Source organism: Neisseria sp. P0004.S004 (genome assembly GCF_051963335.1).
In the GTDB taxonomy this organism is placed as follows: Bacteria; Pseudomonadota; Gammaproteobacteria; order Burkholderiales; family Neisseriaceae; genus Neisseria.
Map to the genome: position 1 here is coordinate 1 of NZ_JBQCUK010000005.1, position 20,024 is coordinate 20,024.

Consider the following 20,024-nt stretch of genomic DNA (forward strand, 5'->3'; position numbering starts at 1 on the left):
ATCTCTTGCTTAATTTACAATTGGTTATCTGCATTTTCGTAGCCTAGCATAACTGCTAATCTACGTCAGCCCCAAAACAAAAGGCCGTCTGAAAATTATTTCAGACGGCCTTTAATATTAAACATTGATTATTTAAAGTTTGGAAACTAAGAATATCCCAGCTTGGTTACCCGATTTGCGCCAACTGTTGGCGCATTTCATCGATAACGGCTTTGTAATCCGGTTTGCCAAAAATCGCCGAACCTGCGACAAATGTATCCGCACCTGCCGCCGCAATTTCAGCAATATTGTCTGTCTTCACGCCGCCATCGACTTCCAATGCGATACGGCGGCCGCTTTGCCGTTCATACTCGTCCATCATCTCGCGCACTTTGCGGATTTTCACCAGCGTATTCGGGATAAAGCTTTGTCCACCAAAGCCTGGATTGACCGACATCAACAAAACCATATCCAGTTTGTCCAAAACGTTTTCCAGAATATTGACCGGCGTAGCAGGATTCAATACCAAGCCTGCCTGACAGCCGTATTCTTTAATCAAACCCAAGCTGCGGTCGATGTGGCGACTGGCTTCTGGATGAAAAGTAATGATATTGGCACCGGCTTTGGCAAACGCATGAATCAAATCGTCCACCGGCTCAACCATCAAATGCACATCGACCGGCACGGTTGCATACGGTTTCAAAGCCGCGCAAACCATAGGGCCGAAAGTCAGATTCGGCACGTAATGATTGTCCATCACATCAAAATGAATCAAATCCGCACCGGCGCGGATAACTTCGGCAACCTCTTCGCCCAGGCGGGCAAAATCGGCAGACAAAATACTGGGGGCGATACGGTAGTCGGTCATGTTTGTTCTCCTAAAGTGTGTTCCTTTGTCATTATCGCATTTTTGCCCCTATGTTGTATGCTGCCGACAACGTCTCTACCGTCATTTTTATGAATTTACATTTCACATACATTAATGAAACTTAGAATCAAATTGTAAGGCTTTGAAAATAAATTATTTGAATACATACATGTGCAGAAAAATCTAATATCATTAACAAAAGTTAACTGCTTTGATACTGCCTTTCACACGCTAATCGGTTATATTTCCAAACCTGATGAAATATTAGGAAAACACCGTGTCTGTCGCACTTTCCCGCTATCCGACTTTTACTTTCTTAGCACTCGCCCTACTCTGTTCCAGCCTGCCTGCCCATGCCGGTCCGTTTCTGGCCACTTTGGACGACTTCCACCCCAATTGCGATATCCGACAGCTTAATCTATCCGCCGACCAACACGCCGCCCTGCGCCGCCTGCGTACCGACTTCAAACAAATCAACGATAAAGCCTACCGCAAAACCGTACGCTCCGACCGCAACCGCCGTCAAACCATCATCAAAATCCTCTCCGGCGACTCATTCGATTCAAACGCCGCCCGCGATTATGTTGAAAACCGCTACCTCTCCAGCATGGACTATGCAGTGGATGAAATGGAAATCCAATACCGCCTCTATCATCTGCTCAATCCGCGCCAACGCCAGCAGTGGTTGTCTTCATGCTTGCGCTGATGGATAAATAAAAATACAAAAGGCCGTCTGAAACCATATTCAGACGGCCTTTGCTTTTTTCAGCCTTAATCCAACACTCTTTCTTCCGGCAAGCGTCCTGCCCAGTCGCAGGCAAACTGCCACGCCGAACGGCCTGAACGGCTGCCGCGCATTTGCACCCATTGCAACGCGGCTTTGCGCGCGGTATCGTCAAAAGACACATTGAAATCGTCCAACCAGTTGGCTACGGCGGTCAAATAATCGTTTTGGTCGAAAGGATAAAAACTCAGCCATAAGCCGAAGCGGTCGGAAAGGGAAATTTTTTCCTCGACGGCCTCTTTCTGATGGATTTCGCCGCGAGTGCCCGTAGTACCGCCGTTTTCATCCATGTATTCTGGAATCAGGTGGCGGCGATTGGAAGTGGCATAAACCAAAACATTGGTGCAACGTTGCGACAGTCCGCCATCCAAAGCGGTTTTCAAGGCTTTATAGGTTTCATCGCCGGTTTCAAACGACAAATCATCGCAGAAGACGATAAATTTCTCAGGACGGCCGGATAACAGCGTCAACAAAGCCGGCAAGCTGACCAAATCGCTTTTATCCACTTCAATCAGTCGCAGGCCGCGCTCGGCATATTCGTGCAACAACGCTTTAACCAAGGAAGATTTACCCGTACCGCGTGCGCCGGTCATCAAGACATTATTGGCCGGACGGCCTGCCAAAAATTGCTCGGTATTGCGTTTCAGCCTGTCGGTTTGCGAACCGACTGCCGCCAATCGGCTCAAAGGAAACGTATGCGGACGCGGCAGGCTTTCTAAAATGCCTTTTTTGCCCACGCTGTGCCAACGGTAGGCAAGTGACTGCCAATCGGTTTTTCCCGGCTCGTCAGGCAGGATTAAATCCAAACGGTTTAAAACGGAATAGGCTTTTTTTAAAAATTCGGATAATTTCATTTTTACTTTCTTCTTTCAGACGGCCTTTTGCGCCAACACACGCATCACAGTATCGACAACGGCTTGGGTTTGCGGATCGATTTCAATATTGATGAGGTCGCCTTCTTTGCGGCTGCCAAACAGGGTACGCTCCAAAGTCTCCGGAATCAGGTGTACGCAAAATTCGCTGTCGCTAACTTCGCCTATGGTCAGGCTGCAACCGTCCAAACCGACAAAGCCTTTGGTCAGGATGTAGGGCTTGAGGTTTTCCGGCAGCTCAAACCAAACTGTACAGTTGAACTCGCTGGATTCGATACGGGAAATTCGGGTAACCGCCATCACATGGCCGCTCATCACATGGCCGCCGATTTCGTCGCCAAAGCGCGCCGCGCGTTCCAAATTGACACTGTCGCCGACTTTCAAGCTGCCGAGATTGGTTTTGCGTAAGGTTTCGTCCATCAAATCAAAGCTGACTTTGTTGCCGTCGATTCGAGTAATGGTCAGGCAGCAGCCGTTGTTGGCGACAGAGGCGCCGGTTTGCAGATTGTCGGCGATTTCGGGGGGCAGCTCGACAGTGTGGGTACGAAAGTCGGGCGAAGGTTGGGCGATGTCTGTAATTTTGCCCATGCCTTGTACGATGCCTGTAAACATGATGTCTTCTTTCCGATGGTACGATAAGGCGGATATTGTAGCATTTTCCAGGCACAAAGACCGTCTGAAAGCGGTGATAGCGATGGTTTGGGGTATAATCGTTTTTTTGTTTCCGCAGCCCGATCATGCTCAGCTACCGCCACGCCTTCCATGCCGGCAACCATGCCGATATGCTCAAGCACTTTACCCTCTTCCTCGTCCTCGAATATTTCAACCGCAAAGACAAGCCCTATTGGTATATCGATACGCATAGCGGTGCCGGTTTGTATGATTTGAGCGGCGATGAAGCGCAAAAAGTCGGCGAATACAAACAAGGCATTGCGCTCTTGGAACAAGCTGACAAGCTGCCTGCCGAATTGGCCGAATTTGTGGGCCGTCTGAAACAAATACTGCCGCAAGACAACCTTTACTGCGGCTCGCCTTGGCTGGCACAGGCGCTCACGCGCGACAGCGACAAAATGCGCCTCTTTGAGTTGCATCCTGCCGATTTTGTCCATTTGCAAAACAATATGCGCGAAGCCCGTCCTGCGCGTAAAGTACAGGTCAGCCAAGCGGACGGTTATCAAGGTTTGATTTCACTTCTGCCTCCTCCGCCCCGCCGAGCCGCCGTCTTGATTGATCCGCCCTACGAAGAAAAACAAGACTACCGCCGTGTCGTCCAAGTTTTGAAAGATGCTTTGAAACGCTTTGAAACCGGCTGCTACATGGTTTGGTATCCCTGCCTGAGCCGCGAAGAAAGCTGCAAACTGCCAGACGAACTCAAAAAAATCGCTCCCGACAATCATCTGCACGCCGAGCTTCATGTCCATACGCCGAGCAGCAACGGCTTCGGTATGCACGGCAGCGGTATGTTCATCATCAACCCGCCCTATATGCTTGCCGAACAGTTGCAAAACAATCTGCCCGAACTTGCCAAAATTTTGGCGCAAGATGCCGGCGCGCATTATGTATTGGAAAGCAAAACGAAATAAACGCTGCCGTCTGAACGCATACCCAAGCGCTTCGATTTTGCCGCCATACCTGTTCAGACGGCCTTAACCCTTTATACTTAAGCCTTTTTCCACTACAATTCACAACATAACAATTAACAGCCGTCCACTCATGAATATACGCACACCCCTAGCCTGTACGCTCCTGCTTTGCGCGTGCAGCGAATCAGCAAAAAACGAATTTAAAGAAGAATTTACCCAAAGTTTCCGCACCGAATTTGTCCGCTCGGCAACCGAAGCCTGCGTAGAAAAAGCCGCAGGAAAAAGCCCGTTTGATTCCGCGACCACTGAAAAAATCTGCCGCTGTATCGGCGAAAAAACAGTCGACCAAATCAATCCTGAAGAAGCGACCTCACTTTTGGGCGGCAGCGACTCCATGAGCGACGAGCTGAAAAAACGCATCAAAGACACCAGCATCGCCTGCACTAAAGAAGTTTTAGGCATGGCTGACAGCAAAACCAAATGAACACACCGTTTTCAGACGGCCTGAAATTGAAAAATATTCGATTCAAACTTAGGAAAAGAGTGAAACCATGAATACATTGAACCAATTCTTAGCCCAACACCTGCCCGAACACAAACTGCCGCAAGAGCTGGCCAGCGTATTGGAATCCGTGGCCGCCGCCTGTTTGGACATCAACGCCAAAGTCCGCCTCGGCGCGCTTTCCGGCGTTTTGGGCATGGCTGGTACCGGCAACATCCAAGGCGAAGACCAAAAGAAACTTGACGTTATCGCCAACAACATCATGATTGATGTTTTAAAAGCCAATGCCAACATCGCAGGCCTTGCCAGCGAAGAAGAAGACACCTATGTCGCCACACACGAAAACGGCGGCTATTTGGTATTGTTTGACCCGTTGGACGGCTCTTCCAATATCGACGTCAACATCTCCGTCGGCACCATCTTCTCCATCTTGGCGAAACCTGAAGGCGCATTGACTACCGAATCCTTCCTGCAAAAAGGCCGCGACCAAGTGGCCGCAGGTTATGTTTTATACGGTCCGCAAACCCAACTGGTACTGACTGTCGGTCACGGCGTGTTCGTCTTCACTCTTGACGATGCCAACCAATTCCTGTTGACCAAAGAAAATCCGCGCGTTCCCGAATCCACTAAAGAATTCGCCATCAATATGTCCAACCAAAGACATTGGTTCGCCCCTGTTCAACAATACATTGACGAATTGCTGGCAGGCGAAACCGGCGTACGCGGCAAAAACTACAATATGCGCTGGGTTGCCAGCATGGTTGCCGAAATCCACCGCATCCTGATGCGTGGCGGCGTATTCATGTATCCGCAAGACAAACGCGACCCATCCAAACCGGGCAAACTGCGCCTGATGTACGAAGCCAACCCGATGAGCCTGATTATGGAACAAGCCGGCGGCGCATCAAATAACGCCATCGAAGCCATGCTCGATATCCAACCTACCGGCCTGCACCAACGTGTTGCCGTATTCATGGGCAGCCGCGAAGAAGTCGAATACGTTTACAATCTGCATCAAAAATAATCAGATGTATTGATTTCAAACCAAAGGCCGTCTGAAATATGATTTTCAGACGGCCTTTCGTTAAAAAATAAAAGAAACAAAAATCAAAAAGGCAGACTCAAATCTGCCCTTTGCTGCTTCCCATCTAATCTTTATTGGATTACGCCGAACGAGCCAGCTCTTCCGCCGCTTTTTGCACTATATCCGGCGTCAGTTTGTTCAAACAATCCGTATGCCCCAACGGACATTCGCGTTTGAAACAAGGCGAGCAATCCAAATTCAAGCTGACGATTTTTGCCTTTTGGCTTAGAGGCGGCGTATGGTCAGGGCTGGATGAGCCGTAAACCGCAACCAATTTCCGATCAAGCGCGGCCGCAAGGTGCATCAGACCGCTGTCGTTGCACACGACCGTATCGGCGCAAGACAACAAATCAATCGCTTCCGGAAGATTGGTTTTACCGCAAAGATTGGTACACAGGCCATCTGAAAGTCGGTTGATTTCATCTGCAATATCGAAATCTTTTTGCGAACCAAACAGCCAAACCTGCCAACCTTCAGCCAAATAGCGGCGGCCAAGTTCGGCAAAATGACGCGCAGGCCAACGCTTGGCCGGGCCATATTCCGCACCGGGACAAAATGCCAAAATCGGTTTATCCGTCGTCAAACCATGTTTTGCCAAAGCGGCTTGACGGCTTGCGGGATCAATCGTGAAACAGGGATTATCAGAATGCCCGTTAAAATCCGCTTGGGTCGGATACGCCAGCGCAGTATAGCGGTCAACCATCAGAGGCAACGCGGCCTTATCCAACTTACGGATATCGTTCAGCAAAAAATAGCGCGACTCGCCGACGTAGCCCGTACGCTGCTTGATGCCCGTAGCCAAGGCGATGATGGCGGATTTGAGCGAACCGGGCAAAACAATCACTTGATCATAGCCTTCTTTTCCCAATTCACGCCCGATACGCCAGCGTTTTTTCAATTCCAACGCACCATGTCCAAACGGATTTTCCATCACACGGTTGATTTCAGGCATACGCTCAAATACGGCCATCGACCATTTGGGTGCAAAAGCATCAATGGTGCAGCCGGGATGCAGCTCATGCAAACGGCGATAAAGCGGTTGGGTCATGACGCAGTCGCCAATCCAGCTTGGGGTAATAATCAGGATTTTTTTGGACATAATGGAATGTGTTTTTAATTTTGGCTTATTGTAATACGATTTTTAAAAGGCCGTCTGAAACTCGGTTTAATCGCTCAGTTCGAAATGTACTAGTTGATACATATTATTTCCACAGATGCACTCTGGTTTGAGCGCGTGAAGCGTTTGTCTTCCCAATTTATCCGGTAAGTTCTGCAAATACGCAACCTGAAACACCATTCCAAACGGCGGCAAACAATATTCTCTTCATTTTTAAAACCTTATAAAAACAGAAAGGCCGTCTGAAATATTTTCAGACGACCTTTTTATAGTGGTTTAACGATGGTAGTTAGGCGCTTCTTTAGTGATTTGTACGTCGTGAACGTGAGATTCGCTCATACCGGCAGAAGTGATTTCTACAAATTCTGCTTTCTCGTGCATTTCAGCAATATTGGCGCAACCCAAATAACCCATACTGGAGCGCAGACCGCCGGTCAGCTGGTGGATGATGTTCACAATCGGGCCTTTGTAAGGAACGCGGCCTTCGATGCCTTCAGGAACATATTTGTCTGTACTGTCGGTTTTGTCTTGGAAGTAGCGGTCGGCAGAACCTTGGCTCATCGCACCCAACGAACCCATGCCGCGGTAAGACTTGTAAGAGCGGCCTTGGTAGAGTTCGATTTCGCCCGGTGCTTCTTCCGTACCGGCAAACATACCGCCGAGCATGACGCTGTATGCACCTGCTGCCAGAGCTTTGGCAATATCGCCGGAGAAGCGGATACCGCCGTCGGCAATCAGGGGAACGCCTGTACCTTTCAGGGCTTCGGAAACATTGTGAATCGCAGTCAGTTGAGGCACGCCCACGCCTGCCACGATACGGGTCGTACAAATCGAACCCGGGCCGATACCGACTTTAACGGCATCCGCACCGGCAGCCACCAAATCCAAAGCGGCTTTAGCAGTAGCAATGTTGCCGCCGATGACTTGGATGTGCGGATAGGTTTCTTTTACCCAGCGCACGCGATCGATAACGCCTTGGCTATGACCGTGGGCGGTATCGACCACAATTACGTCCACGCCTGCTTCCACCAATGCTTTGACACGCTCTTCGGTATCGCCGCCGGTACCCACCGCGGCACCGACGCGCAGACGGCCTTCGGCATCTTTGTTGGCATTAGGGAACTCGGTTGTTTTCAGAATATCTTTAACTGTAATCAGACCTTTGAGTTCGTCTTGGTCGTTCAACACCAAAACGCGCTCAACTTTGTGCGCATGCATGATTTCGCGGGCTTCATCGATGCTGGTACCTTCTGGAACGGTAACCAAACGGTCGCGAGGGGTCATGATGGCAGAAACCGGCAGATCGACACGGTTTTCAAAACGCAGATCGCGGTTGGTCACGATACCAACCACTTTGCCGTTTTCAACAACAGGCAGACCGGACATTTTGCGTTTGCGTTGTGCGCGCATTTCCAATACATCGCGGATCAATGCGGTTGGTGCAACGGTAACGGGATCTTTCACCACACCGCTCTCATGGCGCTTCACTTTGGAAACGGCACGCGCTTGCAACTCCGGCGTCATGTTTTTATGGATAATGCCGATGCCGCCTTCTTGAGCCATAGAGATGGCCAGACGCGCTTCGGTAACGGTATCCATTGCAGCAGAAAGTAGAGGAAGGTTGAGCGTGATATCGCGGGTGAGTTTGGTTTGAAGTTTGACATCTCGAGGCAGCACGTTTGAGTGCGCTGGAACCAACAAAACGTCGTCGAAAGTATAGGCTTTTTCTACAATACGCATGATGCTCGGTCTTTCAGTTTGTGCAAGATGCACGGCATTATATCACACCGGCTTGATGCTAACATTGGCAATACACGTTTTAACGTTATTTTTTTACATGATTTGATTTGGCGTACAAAAATATGCCAACGCATTGCAGTTTCAAGTAAAATAAGCCGCATGAGAACATCATTTACATAAGGGAAACCCATGAAATCTTCCGTACTCAAAACCTGTCTGATAGCAGCCCTTCTCTCTTCCGCCGCTCTGACCGGCGCGGCCGAGGTGTACACTTGGAAAGGCGCGTCGGGCAACAGCTATTCCGATACGCCAAACCGCCTGCAACCGAAGCGTTCCGGCGTGGTCAACATCCGCACGCACAACGTCAAACCTGCCGTTGCGCCTGCTGTTGCAGCATCTGAACCGGTTGCCGAGCAGCCCAACGAACAAGTCGCGGAACAAAACAAACAAATCGAAGAACGCAATAAAAAAATCGAAGAGCAAAACCGCCAAAACAAGCTGGAAAACTGCAAAATCGCCAAAATCAACCGCCAAGTCGCCGAAAGCGCACGCTTGGCCAATCGCGACAGCCTGATTAAACAATACCAAAACGACGTCAATAAATACTGCAATTAAGTTCTCGAATATCAATATCAAAAAGGCCGTCTGAAATTTAATTTCAGACGGCCTTCATTTTTCAGTCCATCAATAATACAGTTGAACCAACAACAAACCGAAAACCAGACTAAATGCCATACTCAACAAGCCCGGAATCATGAAGCTGTGGTTGAAGATGAATTTGCCGATTTTGGTTGAACCGGTTACGTCAAAGTCGATGGAAGCGATAATCGGACCATAGTTCGGAATGAAGAAATAGCCGTTTACCGCAACAAACGTGCCGATGATGATGGGCGCAGGAATACCCAGTTTGATGGCGATTGGGAACAGTGTCGCCACTGTCGCGCCTTGGCTGTTGACCAATACCGACAAGATAAACAAGGCAAAGGCAAAGGTCCATGGTGCAGATTCAACCAAATGGCTGACGGTCGATTCCACTTCTGCCAAGTGGCCGTTCATCAAGGTATCGCCCAACCAAGCCACGCCAAACACTGCAATCACAGCACGCATACCGGCATGGAATACCGAACCTCGGGTAATCGCATCGCCATTGGGTTTACACGCCAAAATAATCAGCGCAGAAGCAGACAGCATCACGATTTCAATCGTATGCGCCATGCCCATAGGCTTGATCGCGCCATCGTGTTCAAAAGCCGGACGCAACTCAGGCAGCGCACCCATCACAACCACCAGCAATGCCGCAGTCAAGAAAATACCGACCGACAATTTGGCTTTCGGCGAAATGACGACATCGGTTTTTTGCTCCTCCACATCGATGTATTCTTTCACATAGTTCGGGTCTTTCAACAAAGCCTGATAATGCGGATCGTCTTTCAACTCTTTACCCAGTTTGTTTACGAACACGCAAGCCAAACCGATACCCAAAATCGTGGACGGAACGGTCACTTTCAACACGTCCGCCATCGTGATGTGCTGCGGCTCAAGCATGGAGACGCAGGCAACAACCGCGGCGGCAATCGGGCTGGCGACAATCGCGAATTGGGAAGCGATAACCGCCATTGTCAACGGACGGGAAGGACGGATGCCATTGCGGCGGCTGACTTCGGCAATCACGGGCAAGACCGAGTAAGCCACATGGCCCGTACCTGCCAACACGGTAAAAGTGTATGTTACCGCCGGCGCGATAAAAGTAATGTATTTCGGATTACGGTGCAACACGCGCGTAGCAATTTTAATCATATAGTCCAAACCGCCACTGGCCTGCATGGCCGCCGCGGCAGACACTACCGCCATAATCATCAGCATCACATCAATCGGCGGGCTGGTCGGCTGAAGATGGAAACCAAAAGACAATACGGCCAAGCCGATACCGCCGAGCACGCCCAAACCAATACCGCCAACCTGCGCACCAATCAGGATACACAGCAGCACAACGGCAAACTGGATAAAAAACATAGTTGACATCACAACTCCCAAAATCCGGCCTTCGCCGAAATAAAATTACAAACGGTTGGATTATAGAGTAAACCCTTTTCCCTAACCATACTTTACCTAATTATACATACTGATCTACATCAAATAAATAATATTCTCATTTAACCAATAGACTCATCAAAAGCATAAAAAAGGCCGTCTGAAGATTTTCAGACGGCCTCTATGATTCAGATGAAATGATAAGGCTATTTTCCGGCTACTTCTTCATCTTTTATAAAATCCGATACGCCATGAACACAGCGGATTTTGCGTTCCGACAAGGTTGCCTCCAACAAAGCATCGTTTTGCGGCAAGGAATCGCGTTCTGCCTCATTGTGCCAGAGGTGGTACGCAATGCCGGCAAATTTCAAATTATGGCGTTTCATCCCATTATGATAGCAACGGGCGACAAATTCGCTGTCTTCCCTGCCCCAACCGACAAAGCTATTGTCAAACCCGTTAACGGCCAGCGCATCGCTGCGGAAAAAGCCCATATTGCAGGTTTTGATGCCTTTGTGTTTGTGGTTGCCTTTTCGGCCTGCCAGTTTGGCCAAACAACGACAGCGCAGGGCGGAAAGCCGTTTTTCTATTCCCGAGCTGAACATGGACAAAGCAGGCAAATCGCCTTCGTCTAAAATATCCTGCGTTTTATCCTCAGTCAAAATCACGCGGGAACCCTGTATCAGACGGCCTTTGCGGGCAATCTTCAAATGATCGGCGATAAAAGACGGATCCAAGATCATATCGCCGTCAATCAACACAATATAATCGCTTTTCGCCTGCGCCAGCGCACGGTTGCGCGATTCGGCGGCACGAAAGCCTCTATCCGGCTGCCATGAATGTTTGACCGGAATGCTTGTTCTGCGGCGGATAAAATCGACCACTTCAGCGGTTTCCTGCCTTGAGCCGTCATCCGCGACAATAATCTCATCCGGCAGACGGGTTTGCGATAAAGCCGATTTCAACACCAGCTCCAAAGCATCGGGACGATTGTAGGTAGTGATGATGAGGGAGACGGTTATCGTGCGGTTGCGCTCGTAAAGTTTGACATATTTGTAATACGAACCTTGCGCGTTGGACACCGAAATCGTCAGCCCGTCCGCCCCATAGGCAAAACCGCGCTTGAGCAGGTAATTTTTCACAAACGATACGCCGCCATGCAGCAAAGCCTTAAACGGCGAACTGTCTTTCTTAAAGCGGTTTTCTTCCGCATACAGCGAGCTGTACTGCTGCATTTTTTGAATTAGCCCTTCGGCGTTTTCAAAAGAATAATGTTTCAGACGGCCATCGAGTTGTTTAACCTTGGCTTCCTGCGGCAACACCAAAGACTCGTGCACCTGACGGTCGGAAAAACGGGTAAATCTGCGATGATAAAGGCGCGGAATAATATCCGGATACCAGCCGCAGCCTTTAATCAAGCGGCCGTGGTAATGGTTCAGACGGGAAAGTGAAAAGATGTGCTCCTTCTCATTTTCCAAAACGGCCGCACGAATGGCTTCGATTAAAGCCTCATCCGCCACTTCATCGCTGTCTATGCTGAAAATCCAATCGTTTTGCGCCAGTCTGGCCGCCAGATTTTTCATCGGGCCAAACCCGATAAAGTCATGCTTGTAATAGCTGACATTGGGAAAGCCCTTGACAATTTCAAAAGTACGGTCGGTCGAGCCGTTGTCCAACAATAGGACTTCGTCAAAGTCTTTCAGCGCACTCAAAACTTCTGAAAGATAACGTTCTGAATTTTTTACCAACATGGCGGCGGTTGCCGGAATTGTGTGCATCATAAAAAGGCCGTCTGAAAAAGGAAGCTGTATTTTAACCGATATACCGCTACAATATGTCCTCCTTTTTTCAGACGGCCTGACCCATGCAGCTTATTCTTGCCCCCATGCAGGGGCTGGTGGACGATGTGATGCGCGACCTGTTGACGCGCATCGGCGGATTTGACGAATGCGTCAGCGAATTTGTCCGCATTACGCACACGGTTCACTCACGCGCCACTTGGCTTAAATATGTTCCCGAAATCGCCCATGCCAACCGCACGCCGGCCGGCACGCCCTGTACTGTCCAGCTTTTGGGCAGCGATGCGGAAAACATGGCCGTCAATGCTTTAGAAGCCGTGCGTTTCGGTGCGGACAAAATCGACCTCAACTTCGGCTGCCCTGCGCCGACGGTCAACAAACACAAAGGCGGCGCGGTCTTGCTCAAAGAGCCGGACTTGATTTACCACATCGTCCGCACTCTGCGCCAACGCCTGCCGCAACACATTCCGCTGACTGCCAAGATGCGGCTCGGTTATGAAGACAAAAGCCTGGCATTGGAATGCGCTTCCGCGATTGAAAACGGCGGCGCATGCGCGTTGACCGTCCACGCGCGCACCAAAGTCGAGGGCTACGAACCGCCGGCTCATTGGGAATGGGTGCGCAAAATCCGCGATGCAGTCAGTATTCCCATTACCGCCAACGGCGATGTGTTTAGCCTTCAAGACTATCTTGACATTAAAACCGTCAGCGGCTGCGACAGCGTGATGCTCGGGCGCGGCGCGGTTATCCGTCCCGACTTGGCGCGGCAAATCAAGCAATATGAAAACGGCGAAACAGTGAAAGACACCGACTTTGCCGAAGTCTCCTCATGGATAGTCCAGTTCTTCGACTTATGCCTTGCCAAAGAGGCCAACAACAAATATCCGGTTGCCCGTTTGAAACAATGGCTGGGCATGATGAAAAAAGAGTTTGAACAGGCGCAGATATTGTTTGACCGTATCCGTGCCGTCAAAGAAGCGGATGAAGTAAAACAGATTCTGCTGTCGTTTGAACAAGAGATGCATTCATGATTCAAAAGGCCGTCTGAAATTCAGACGGCCTTTAATATGATTACTGACAGATATAATCAGCCAACAGTCTGCCTTTTTCCGCACTGGCTGCATTGGCCATATTCACATGCCTACTCTCAGGGCCATTCTTGGATTTCAGGGCTTCGCCATATTTTTTGGCAAACTCTTTATTGGCACTGGTCACTCTTGACTCAGTGGCATCCAATATAAACCCGTCTTGCTCATATTTACCTTGCGCAGTGATAATCAAGATATTTTCAGGCGAAGGATAATCCGGGAAATTAACATAGTTGGTAACCAGCTTGTAGGAAACGCCTTTGCCGTGTTTCATATCCTGACAGATGCCGTTAGGCGCGGTAAAGACTGCGTGGCCGATACGACCGTGGCCGAAATCGTAAAAATCGATTCTCTTCGCAGAAGCCAACTGTTTTTTATCGTTGGCGTCATTTACATTTAATGACTTGCCGTTTACCAGAAACAGGGTTGGCAACAAGGGGCTGCCATGAGAGGCTTCCAAATTATATGCTTCGCCCAACAGCTTGCCCTGACGATACACCGTCAAGACAGGCTTTTTCAAACCATTTTCCGGATTGCCGGTTTTCTTAAAAGAAATCTTCTGAACCACATTGCCAAATTCATAATAAGGTCGCGACTGCACACCTGTTTTCGTATCCTGTAGGGCGCTCCAGCTACCGTCCGTCGTTTGGGCGCATGCAGTCACGGCAGCAAACAGAATACCCGATAGTAAAACTTTAGAATGTTTCATTCATAAACTCCTTCTCAAGTAAACAAAAAAACGGATGTGTGCCTTTACTGCTTATTTTTGTTTCTTTCTTTATTAAAATTTTAGAACTATTGTACTAACTTAGCAAGGGATTAAAGAACAGGCCGTCTGAACATTCAGACGGCCTTGATTAACATCAATTCTTAAGAAGCCAAAACGCGGGGGAACAAAATCTCATTTTCCAAATGGATGTGGTCTTTCAAATCGTCCACCATCTCTTTAGCCAATGCGTACAAACGAGTCCAGCTGCCGCAAGCGCCTTCGGGAAGCTCAAAATTATTGGTCAATTCTTCCAAACGCGCGATGGCCTGATCGTGGTCTTCGTGTTCATGCATCATCACGCTGATGGGCATGGCCGCGCCGCGACCCACACCCTGATTAATCATCGGGAACAACATGCGCTCCTCTTTCATCATGTGCATCAACAGCTCGTTTTGCATATAGGCCAACAAATCAGGCACTTCGGCAGGGAAAGTATCGGCATGAACCTGCGCCACTTTTTGCGCCAGCGGAACCAACTCTTCAAACTGGGCGCGGTGGACATTGTGGTAACGCTGCAGGATATGGTCGATGGTGGAATTGAAAGGTGCGGTTTCCCAAACGGTAAAGTCGGTCATGGCTGTGTTCCTTTAAAGATTGATATTGGATGAATGTTAGGCGTAAGGATACACGCTGCTTGCGGCTTTGTATAGTTTTTTAATTGCTTAATTAATTGATAATAAAAGTTATTTTCAAAATTAAAATACCAAACAGGCCGTCTGAAACATAAAGTTAAAGTTTCAGACGACCTGCCCTTTTCTTAAATAATCCAACGATATAAGGCAATCATTACCGGCATGGTTACCACACAAAGCAAGGTCGTCAACCCATAAATCGCACTGGCTTTTTGGGCATTTTTGCCGTAAACAACCGCCATTTGGGTAACTGTCGAAGCGGCAGGCGAAGTCGTTGCCAAAAAGCTGATTAACACAACCGTATCCGCATGCGCATCATGATGGGCAAAACCGCAGGCTTTAACGGCAAAAAGCAATAATACCGGAATCAAAATCAGCCTTAAAAAAGCAACGAGATAAAGCCTCGGCGTCCACACAATCGAACGCAACGGCAAAGAGGCCAAAAGCATGCCCGCCACCAACATGGCAACCGGACCGATCATACTGCCCACCGTTGCCAAAGTATTATCGACAATGTGCGGCAGCTTGATTTGAAAGGCAAACATCAGCAGCCCGACCAACATGGATAAGATGTTGATATTGGTGAAAATGGTTTTCCAAGCAACATTGCCGCGACCGCAAATCAACAGGCGCAGATGCGTCCAAAACAAAAACGTCTGCACCAAGATAAAACCGGTGGTGTAAATCACCCATTCCGGCCCAAATACCGACATTACCAAAGGAATAATCAGGTTGCCCGAATTGCTGTACACCGTCGCCGCGTGTTCGAGCGCATCGAGTTTGAATACGCGCTTAAACACCCTGCCTAAAACAATCAGCACTATATGAAAAAACACCGCCAGCATAACGGAAAGCTTCAGCCCTTCGATAATCTGCGGTGCATTGTCCATCTGAAAAGCATGAATCATGACGGACGGGCTGATCAAATAAAGCGCGATGACGGAGAGCGTGTAGCTGTTTTCCGATTTCAACAGCCCGGCCTTCACCAAAGTCACGCCCATCAAAACAATCAACGTCAGCTCGGTAATTTTTCCGGCAAGCAGAAAAGAGGTTTCCATAACAAAAAAAAGCGGCAAAAACATTGATTTTACGCTTCTACCGCTTGGCATGCCAAATTCAGACGGCCTGAAGCCTTTTTCCAACAACCCGACATAATTTGCCCTACCGCAAAGCAAACCAATATAAATCTGTCCGTATATCCGCTATAATCAGCCATTTTCTTCAAACAGGAAACATCATGTCCCCCAGCCGTTTCAATCAAACGGGCCCCAAAATCGGCCTGAGCGTACGCCTTGCAGAAACCCAAGCTGAAATCGAAGCCGCCCAAAGATTGCGCTATCAGGTTTTTGCCCAAGAATTGGGTGCGGAAATCGAAAGCAATGACGGCCGCGATGTCGATCCTTATGATGAGCATTGCCACCACCTGCTCGCGTTTGACGATGCAACCGGAGAAGTTATCGGCTGCTACCGCCTGATTACCGAAGAAACCGCAAAAAAAGTCGGCGGCTGGTACAGCGAGCATGAATTCGACCTTGAGCCTTTGAAAGACATCCTGCCGCAAACTGTCGAACTCGGCCGCGCCTGCACCCACCCGGACTACCGCAACGGCGGCTTGGTTATGCTGTTGTGGACCGGCTTGGTCAAATTCATGAAAGACGAAAACCTGCGCTTTATGATTGGTTGCGGCAGTATCGAAATGCGCGACGGCGGCAGCGATGCGGCCGGCCTGTATCATGCCTTGAAAGGCAAATACCTCGCTCCGGAACAATGGCGTGTCAAACCGCTCAATCCGCTCAAATGGGACAGCATCACGCCGTCTGAAAACCCGCCTGTACCCGCACTGATCAAAGGCTATCTCAAAGCAGGCGCGTGGTTTTGCGGCGAGCCTTGCGTCGATGAAGCGTTCAACTGCGCGGATGTGCTGATCATGATGGACATCAGCCATCTTTCCGACCGCTACTTGCAACGTTTTGCCCCTAAAACCGATTCATAATAAAAGGCCGTCTGAAACTTCAGACGGCCTGCCTCATCTTTTATAAAAACACACACAATGACCGCCAAAATCCGTTTTATCTTCCGCCTCCTTTGCATTGCCGGCTGCCTTTTGTACGGCATGGCCGAAATGTTTTTTCTGTTTCCCTTTTACAGCAGCAAACGCAAACTGCGCGCGATCCAATTATGGTCGCTGCGCGTGCTCGCTTCCTGCGGCATGAAACTGCAAACTTTCGGCACGCCGCCGCAAGAAGGCCGCGGCCAGATGCTTATCAGCAACCATATTTCATGGTTGGACATTATGGCGGTCAACGGCGCATTTCCCGGCCGTTTTGTGGCTAAAGACGATGTAGCCAAATGGCCGGTGGTCGGTTACCTCGCCACGCAAGCGCAAACGGTTTACGTCTCGCGCAACCGCGGCATCAAAGGCAATTCCGCCAAAATTGCAGGCGTGACCGAAGCACTGAAAAACGGCGATACCGTCACCATTTTCCCCGAAGGCACCAGTACCGAAGGCCGTGAAATCCTGCCGTTCAAACCCAGCTTTTTTCAGACGGCCTATGATGCAGGCGTACCGATTATTCCGGCACTCTGCCGCTATCCGAATCCGGACGGCAGCAGCCCCAATCCGCACACTGCCTACTACGGCGACATCAGCCTCTGGCAATCTATCTGCATGGTCATCAGCCAACCTTCCAGCACGGTCGAGCTGCATTTCCTCGATCCGATTGAAGCGGGAGAAGACCGCTACGCTACCGCGCTTCACGTACACGCCCTGTTGAGCGAAAAGCAAAAACAGTTGGGCTGATCAAAAAAAGGCCGTCTGAATGTTCAGACGGCCTTTTCCATTATCTTATGTCTTAAGATGAATATTGCACCGAATCGCTACCGCTTTTCTTTTGAATAAATTCAATTTTGTAGCCGTCCGGATCTTCGACAAACGCAATCACGGTCGTACCGTGTTTCATCGGGCCGGCTTCGCGTACCACTTTACCGCCCATCTCTTTAACACGTTCGCACGCCGCGTAAGCATCATCAACTTCAATCGCGATATGGCCGTAAGCCTCGCCCAAGTCGTAAGCCTCGGTATCCCAGTTGTGGGTCAGTTCCAAAACAGTATGGTCCGCCTCATCGCCATAACCGACAAAAGCCAAAGTAAAACGGCCTTCAGGATAATCGCGGCGGCGCAGCAGTTGCATGTTCAATACGTTTTGATAGAAATCCAAAGAGCGTTCGAGATTGCCGACACGCAGCATAGTATGAAGCAAGCGCATGATTTTGTTCCTTTCTGAATTATGTTTGGTCATGGATTATAACACATTGGGCATTTACCCTCCTCAACTTAGAAAATGCCGATACTTAACCCGTGTAAAAATGAAGCATATCCCTATCGCCAGTTGAATTTAATTTATTAACAAGCACACCGACTGACTAAATTGCTATAATCGCCACACTTACAACACAACACTTCAAACCGTCATGAAAACCTTTGTTCTTCCAGATACCCGCCCTTATCCGCAGAGCCCTATCAAAAACCACCTTCTGCTCAATGCCTATCAGCTGGCGCACAACTCCTCCTCCGCATCACGCAAACTTTCGGCCGGCCAATTGCAAACCGAAATCCGCACCATGCTCAGCCAAAACCATTACATCAATCTTTCATTGGCGATGACCATGGCGCCCGATGTCGGCACTTACACCAGCCTGATTCAAAGCGTGGGCGAAGTCTTGAAGGCAGAAAACGATAACGAAGCCCAATGGTTTGCCCTGCCTGTCGTTTTGGTCGCCGGTTGCAAAAAAGAACAAACCCTGCCGCTCACATTACCTACCGAAGCCCTCTTCGCCTGCCTGCAAAACTACCCTAATCTGCGCACCCTCACGCAAAACACGCAATGGCTGCCTTACCTCGTCCAATCTACCGACTTGAGCAGCGTTACCCCGGGCGAGTGGTTCCAAGCCAAGCAAAACGATGAAGCGGCAGGCGCATTCCTGCAAAAATTCGAATACAAACCATTGACGCTGCCCGAAGGTCAATCCGTCCATGTTGTTTACGCGCTGGGCTACGGCAATAAAGACATTCAGACGGCCTTGGGCCTCAACCTGCAACAGGCAGGCCTGCCATTGATGCAGGTTTGGCAAGAGCATCTCGCCCTCGACGGCGTTACCCTCTTTACCAACCCGCTCTCGCCCAATACGCCGCTTGACGCGCTTACCGACGGCAGCCACACCCGCCAACGCATGGCCATGGACGTTTTTGCTACCAACGCCATCCGCGCCATCCGCATGCAAAGCCCGCGCGTCGGCGTTGTTGCCGCAGCCAAGGCGGACGGCAAGCTCCAGTTCAGCTTCAACGCGACCGACAGCGCGTTTGAAATCGTTCCGCAGACCTTCACTTGGGAGCTGGCTTCAACCGACAATATCGCCATCGTTCAGCAAAACTTCCTCGACCTGATGGCCGAATGCCGCATCGAGCACCTCTACCTGCTGCACAACCCATTGGGCGAAAACGAAAACATCCCGACTTATGCCCAAGCGTTGAAACTGGAAGGCCATAATCCTTTCTTCAGCAATGTAAACTAAATTGAAAATGCAACACGCAAGGCCGTCTGAAAACGGTTCAGCGTGTTGCATGGATTTTCAAACCTTACCGCTCATTTTCACAAACATGAAAACCCACAAAATCCTTTTCGTCTGCCTCGGCAACATCTGCCGCTCCCCCATGGCCGAATACGTCCTGCGCCACCGCGCCCGCGAAGCAGGCATGGGCAATGCCGTCATCACAGCCAGCGCAGGCACGTCAGGCTGGCACGACGGAGAAAACATGCACGAAGGCACGCGCCGCGTGCTCAAACAACACGGCATCGACCCGTCAGGCTTTACCAGCAGCAAAATCAAACCCAGCGATGCCGATCATTTCGACTACATCATCGTGATGGACGACAACAACCTCAGAGAAACCGAAAAACAGCTCGGTTTTCACCCCGGCAAAATCTTCAAACTGACCGACCTTATCCCCGACTCAGGATACAACCACGTTCCCGATCCGTGGTACACAGGCGACTTTGATGAAACCTACCGCCTGGTCGATGCCGGCAGTTTGGCCTTGTTGGAAAAATTGAAACAGGCTTAAACCGGCTTGAACAATAAAAGGCCGTCTGAACAGGTATCCGCAAAAGCTATGCTT

21 protein-coding genes are annotated in these 20,024 nt (G+C 49.7%); 10 read left to right on the forward strand and 11 right to left on the reverse strand.

The window, feature by feature from the left end; genetic code table 11:
- Window positions 1-166: 166 nt before the first annotated feature.
- Entirely contained in the window at window positions 167-847 is a 681-nt protein-coding gene (gene rpe, locus ACTHRY_RS05335) for a ribulose-phosphate 3-epimerase (protein ID WP_440374091.1), read from the reverse strand.
- A gap of 277 nt (window positions 848-1,124) precedes the next feature.
- Here rpe and ACTHRY_RS05340 point away from each other — a divergent pair, with 277 nt between their 5' ends.
- Window positions 1,125-1,553 carry a Spy/CpxP family protein refolding chaperone gene (locus tag ACTHRY_RS05340; protein WP_004519835.1) on the forward strand — a complete coding sequence of 143 codons (429 nt, stop codon included), beginning with the start codon at window positions 1,125-1,127 and terminating at the stop codon, window positions 1,551-1,553.
- 65 nt (window positions 1,554-1,618) lie between these two features.
- Here the strand turns inward: ACTHRY_RS05340 and ACTHRY_RS05345 are convergent, their stop codons facing one another.
- Window positions 1,619-2,485 carry an ATP-binding protein gene (locus ACTHRY_RS05345; RefSeq protein ID WP_049322310.1) on the reverse strand — a complete coding sequence of 289 codons (867 nt, stop codon included), beginning with the start codon at window positions 2,483-2,485 and terminating at the stop codon, window positions 1,619-1,621.
- Between the two features lie 15 nt (window positions 2,486-2,500).
- The gene (locus ACTHRY_RS05350) at window positions 2,501-3,115 is read right to left on the reverse strand and encodes a riboflavin synthase subunit alpha (protein ID WP_049322309.1); all 615 of its coding nucleotides are present in this window, start codon (window positions 3,113-3,115) and stop codon (window positions 2,501-2,503) included.
- Between the two features lie 125 nt (window positions 3,116-3,240).
- On the opposite strand from ACTHRY_RS05350, the gene ACTHRY_RS05355 reads away from it, so the two are divergent.
- The 3 genes from ACTHRY_RS05355 (at window position 3,241) to ACTHRY_RS05365 (ending at window position 5,612) form a co-directional block, all read left to right on the forward strand.
- Complete coding sequence (locus ACTHRY_RS05355) at window positions 3,241-4,086, forward strand: 23S rRNA (adenine(2030)-N(6))-methyltransferase RlmJ (protein ID WP_049322308.1); 846 nt, start codon at window positions 3,241-3,243, stop codon at window positions 4,084-4,086.
- Between the two features lie 130 nt (window positions 4,087-4,216).
- Window positions 4,217-4,570 carry a hypothetical protein gene (locus ACTHRY_RS05360; RefSeq protein ID WP_049322307.1) on the forward strand — a complete coding sequence of 118 codons (354 nt, stop codon included), beginning with the start codon at window positions 4,217-4,219 and terminating at the stop codon, window positions 4,568-4,570.
- 67 nt (window positions 4,571-4,637) lie between these two features.
- Entirely contained in the window at window positions 4,638-5,612 is a 975-nt protein-coding gene (locus tag ACTHRY_RS05365) for a class 1 fructose-bisphosphatase (protein WP_049322306.1), read from the forward strand.
- Between the two features lie 139 nt (window positions 5,613-5,751).
- Here ACTHRY_RS05365 and waaF read toward each other — a convergent pair whose 3' ends face one another.
- Together waaF and guaB are read right to left on the reverse strand one after the other, a co-directional pair.
- A complete protein-coding gene (waaF, locus tag ACTHRY_RS05370) occupies window positions 5,752-6,771 on the reverse strand; it encodes a lipopolysaccharide heptosyltransferase II (RefSeq protein WP_049322305.1) in 1,020 nt (339 codons plus the stop codon).
- 294 nt (window positions 6,772-7,065) lie between these two features.
- Window positions 7,066-8,529, reverse strand: a complete 1,464-nt coding sequence (guaB, locus tag ACTHRY_RS05375) for an IMP dehydrogenase (RefSeq protein WP_049322304.1) — start codon at window positions 8,527-8,529, stop codon at window positions 7,066-7,068.
- Window positions 8,530-8,718: 189 nt separating this feature from the next.
- On the opposite strand from guaB, the gene ACTHRY_RS05380 reads away from it, so the two are divergent.
- The gene (locus ACTHRY_RS05380; RefSeq protein ID WP_049322303.1) at window positions 8,719-9,144 is read left to right on the forward strand and encodes a DUF4124 domain-containing protein; all 426 of its coding nucleotides are present in this window, start codon (window positions 8,719-8,721) and stop codon (window positions 9,142-9,144) included.
- Between the two features lie 69 nt (window positions 9,145-9,213).
- Here the strand turns inward: ACTHRY_RS05380 and ACTHRY_RS05385 are convergent, their stop codons facing one another.
- Window positions 9,214-10,542, reverse strand: coding sequence for an anaerobic C4-dicarboxylate transporter (locus ACTHRY_RS05385; RefSeq protein WP_049322302.1), 1,329 nt, complete (start codon window positions 10,540-10,542; stop codon window positions 9,214-9,216).
- A 224-nt stretch (window positions 10,543-10,766) separates the two neighbouring features.
- Window positions 10,767-12,341, reverse strand: coding sequence for a glycosyltransferase family 2 protein (locus ACTHRY_RS05390; protein ID WP_049322301.1), 1,575 nt, complete (start codon window positions 12,339-12,341; stop codon window positions 10,767-10,769).
- 83 nt (window positions 12,342-12,424) lie between these two features.
- On the opposite strand from ACTHRY_RS05390, the gene ACTHRY_RS05395 reads away from it, so the two are divergent.
- Window positions 12,425-13,390, forward strand: coding sequence for a tRNA dihydrouridine synthase (locus ACTHRY_RS05395; protein WP_049322300.1), 966 nt, complete (start codon window positions 12,425-12,427; stop codon window positions 13,388-13,390).
- A 40-nt stretch (window positions 13,391-13,430) separates the two neighbouring features.
- Here the strand turns inward: ACTHRY_RS05395 and ACTHRY_RS05400 are convergent, their stop codons facing one another.
- From ACTHRY_RS05400 to ACTHRY_RS05410, 3 genes are all read right to left on the reverse strand, one after another.
- Complete coding sequence (locus ACTHRY_RS05400) at window positions 13,431-14,156, reverse strand: hypothetical protein (RefSeq protein ID WP_049322299.1); 726 nt, start codon at window positions 14,154-14,156, stop codon at window positions 13,431-13,433.
- Between the two features lie 161 nt (window positions 14,157-14,317).
- On the reverse strand, window positions 14,318-14,791 hold the full coding sequence (dnrN, locus tag ACTHRY_RS05405; RefSeq protein ID WP_036490552.1) for an iron-sulfur cluster repair protein DnrN: 474 nt from the start codon (window positions 14,789-14,791) through the stop codon (window positions 14,318-14,320).
- A gap of 182 nt (window positions 14,792-14,973) precedes the next feature.
- Window positions 14,974-15,906 carry an AEC family transporter gene (locus tag ACTHRY_RS05410; RefSeq protein WP_049322313.1) on the reverse strand — a complete coding sequence of 311 codons (933 nt, stop codon included), beginning with the start codon at window positions 15,904-15,906 and terminating at the stop codon, window positions 14,974-14,976.
- Between the two features lie 179 nt (window positions 15,907-16,085).
- Here ACTHRY_RS05410 and ACTHRY_RS05415 point away from each other — a divergent pair, with 179 nt between their 5' ends.
- Together ACTHRY_RS05415 and ACTHRY_RS05420 are read left to right on the forward strand one after the other, a co-directional pair.
- Entirely contained in the window at window positions 16,086-16,841 is a 756-nt protein-coding gene (locus ACTHRY_RS05415; protein ID WP_049322298.1) for a GNAT family N-acetyltransferase, read from the forward strand.
- 57 nt (window positions 16,842-16,898) lie between these two features.
- Window positions 16,899-17,648, forward strand: a complete 750-nt coding sequence (locus tag ACTHRY_RS05420; protein ID WP_049322297.1) for a lysophospholipid acyltransferase family protein — start codon at window positions 16,899-16,901, stop codon at window positions 17,646-17,648.
- A gap of 52 nt (window positions 17,649-17,700) precedes the next feature.
- On the opposite strand, the gene gloA is transcribed toward ACTHRY_RS05420, so the two are convergent.
- Complete coding sequence (gene gloA / locus ACTHRY_RS05425; RefSeq protein ID WP_049322296.1) at window positions 17,701-18,114, reverse strand: lactoylglutathione lyase; 414 nt, start codon at window positions 18,112-18,114, stop codon at window positions 17,701-17,703.
- A gap of 205 nt (window positions 18,115-18,319) precedes the next feature.
- Here gloA and ACTHRY_RS05430 point away from each other — a divergent pair, with 205 nt between their 5' ends.
- Together ACTHRY_RS05430 and ACTHRY_RS05435 are read left to right on the forward strand one after the other, a co-directional pair.
- The gene (locus ACTHRY_RS05430; protein ID WP_049322295.1) at window positions 18,320-19,420 is read left to right on the forward strand and encodes a hypothetical protein; all 1,101 of its coding nucleotides are present in this window, start codon (window positions 18,320-18,322) and stop codon (window positions 19,418-19,420) included.
- Between the two features lie 85 nt (window positions 19,421-19,505).
- A complete protein-coding gene (locus ACTHRY_RS05435) occupies window positions 19,506-19,970 on the forward strand; it encodes a low molecular weight protein-tyrosine-phosphatase (RefSeq protein WP_070822428.1) in 465 nt (154 codons plus the stop codon).
- Window positions 19,971-20,024 lie beyond the last annotated feature (54 nt).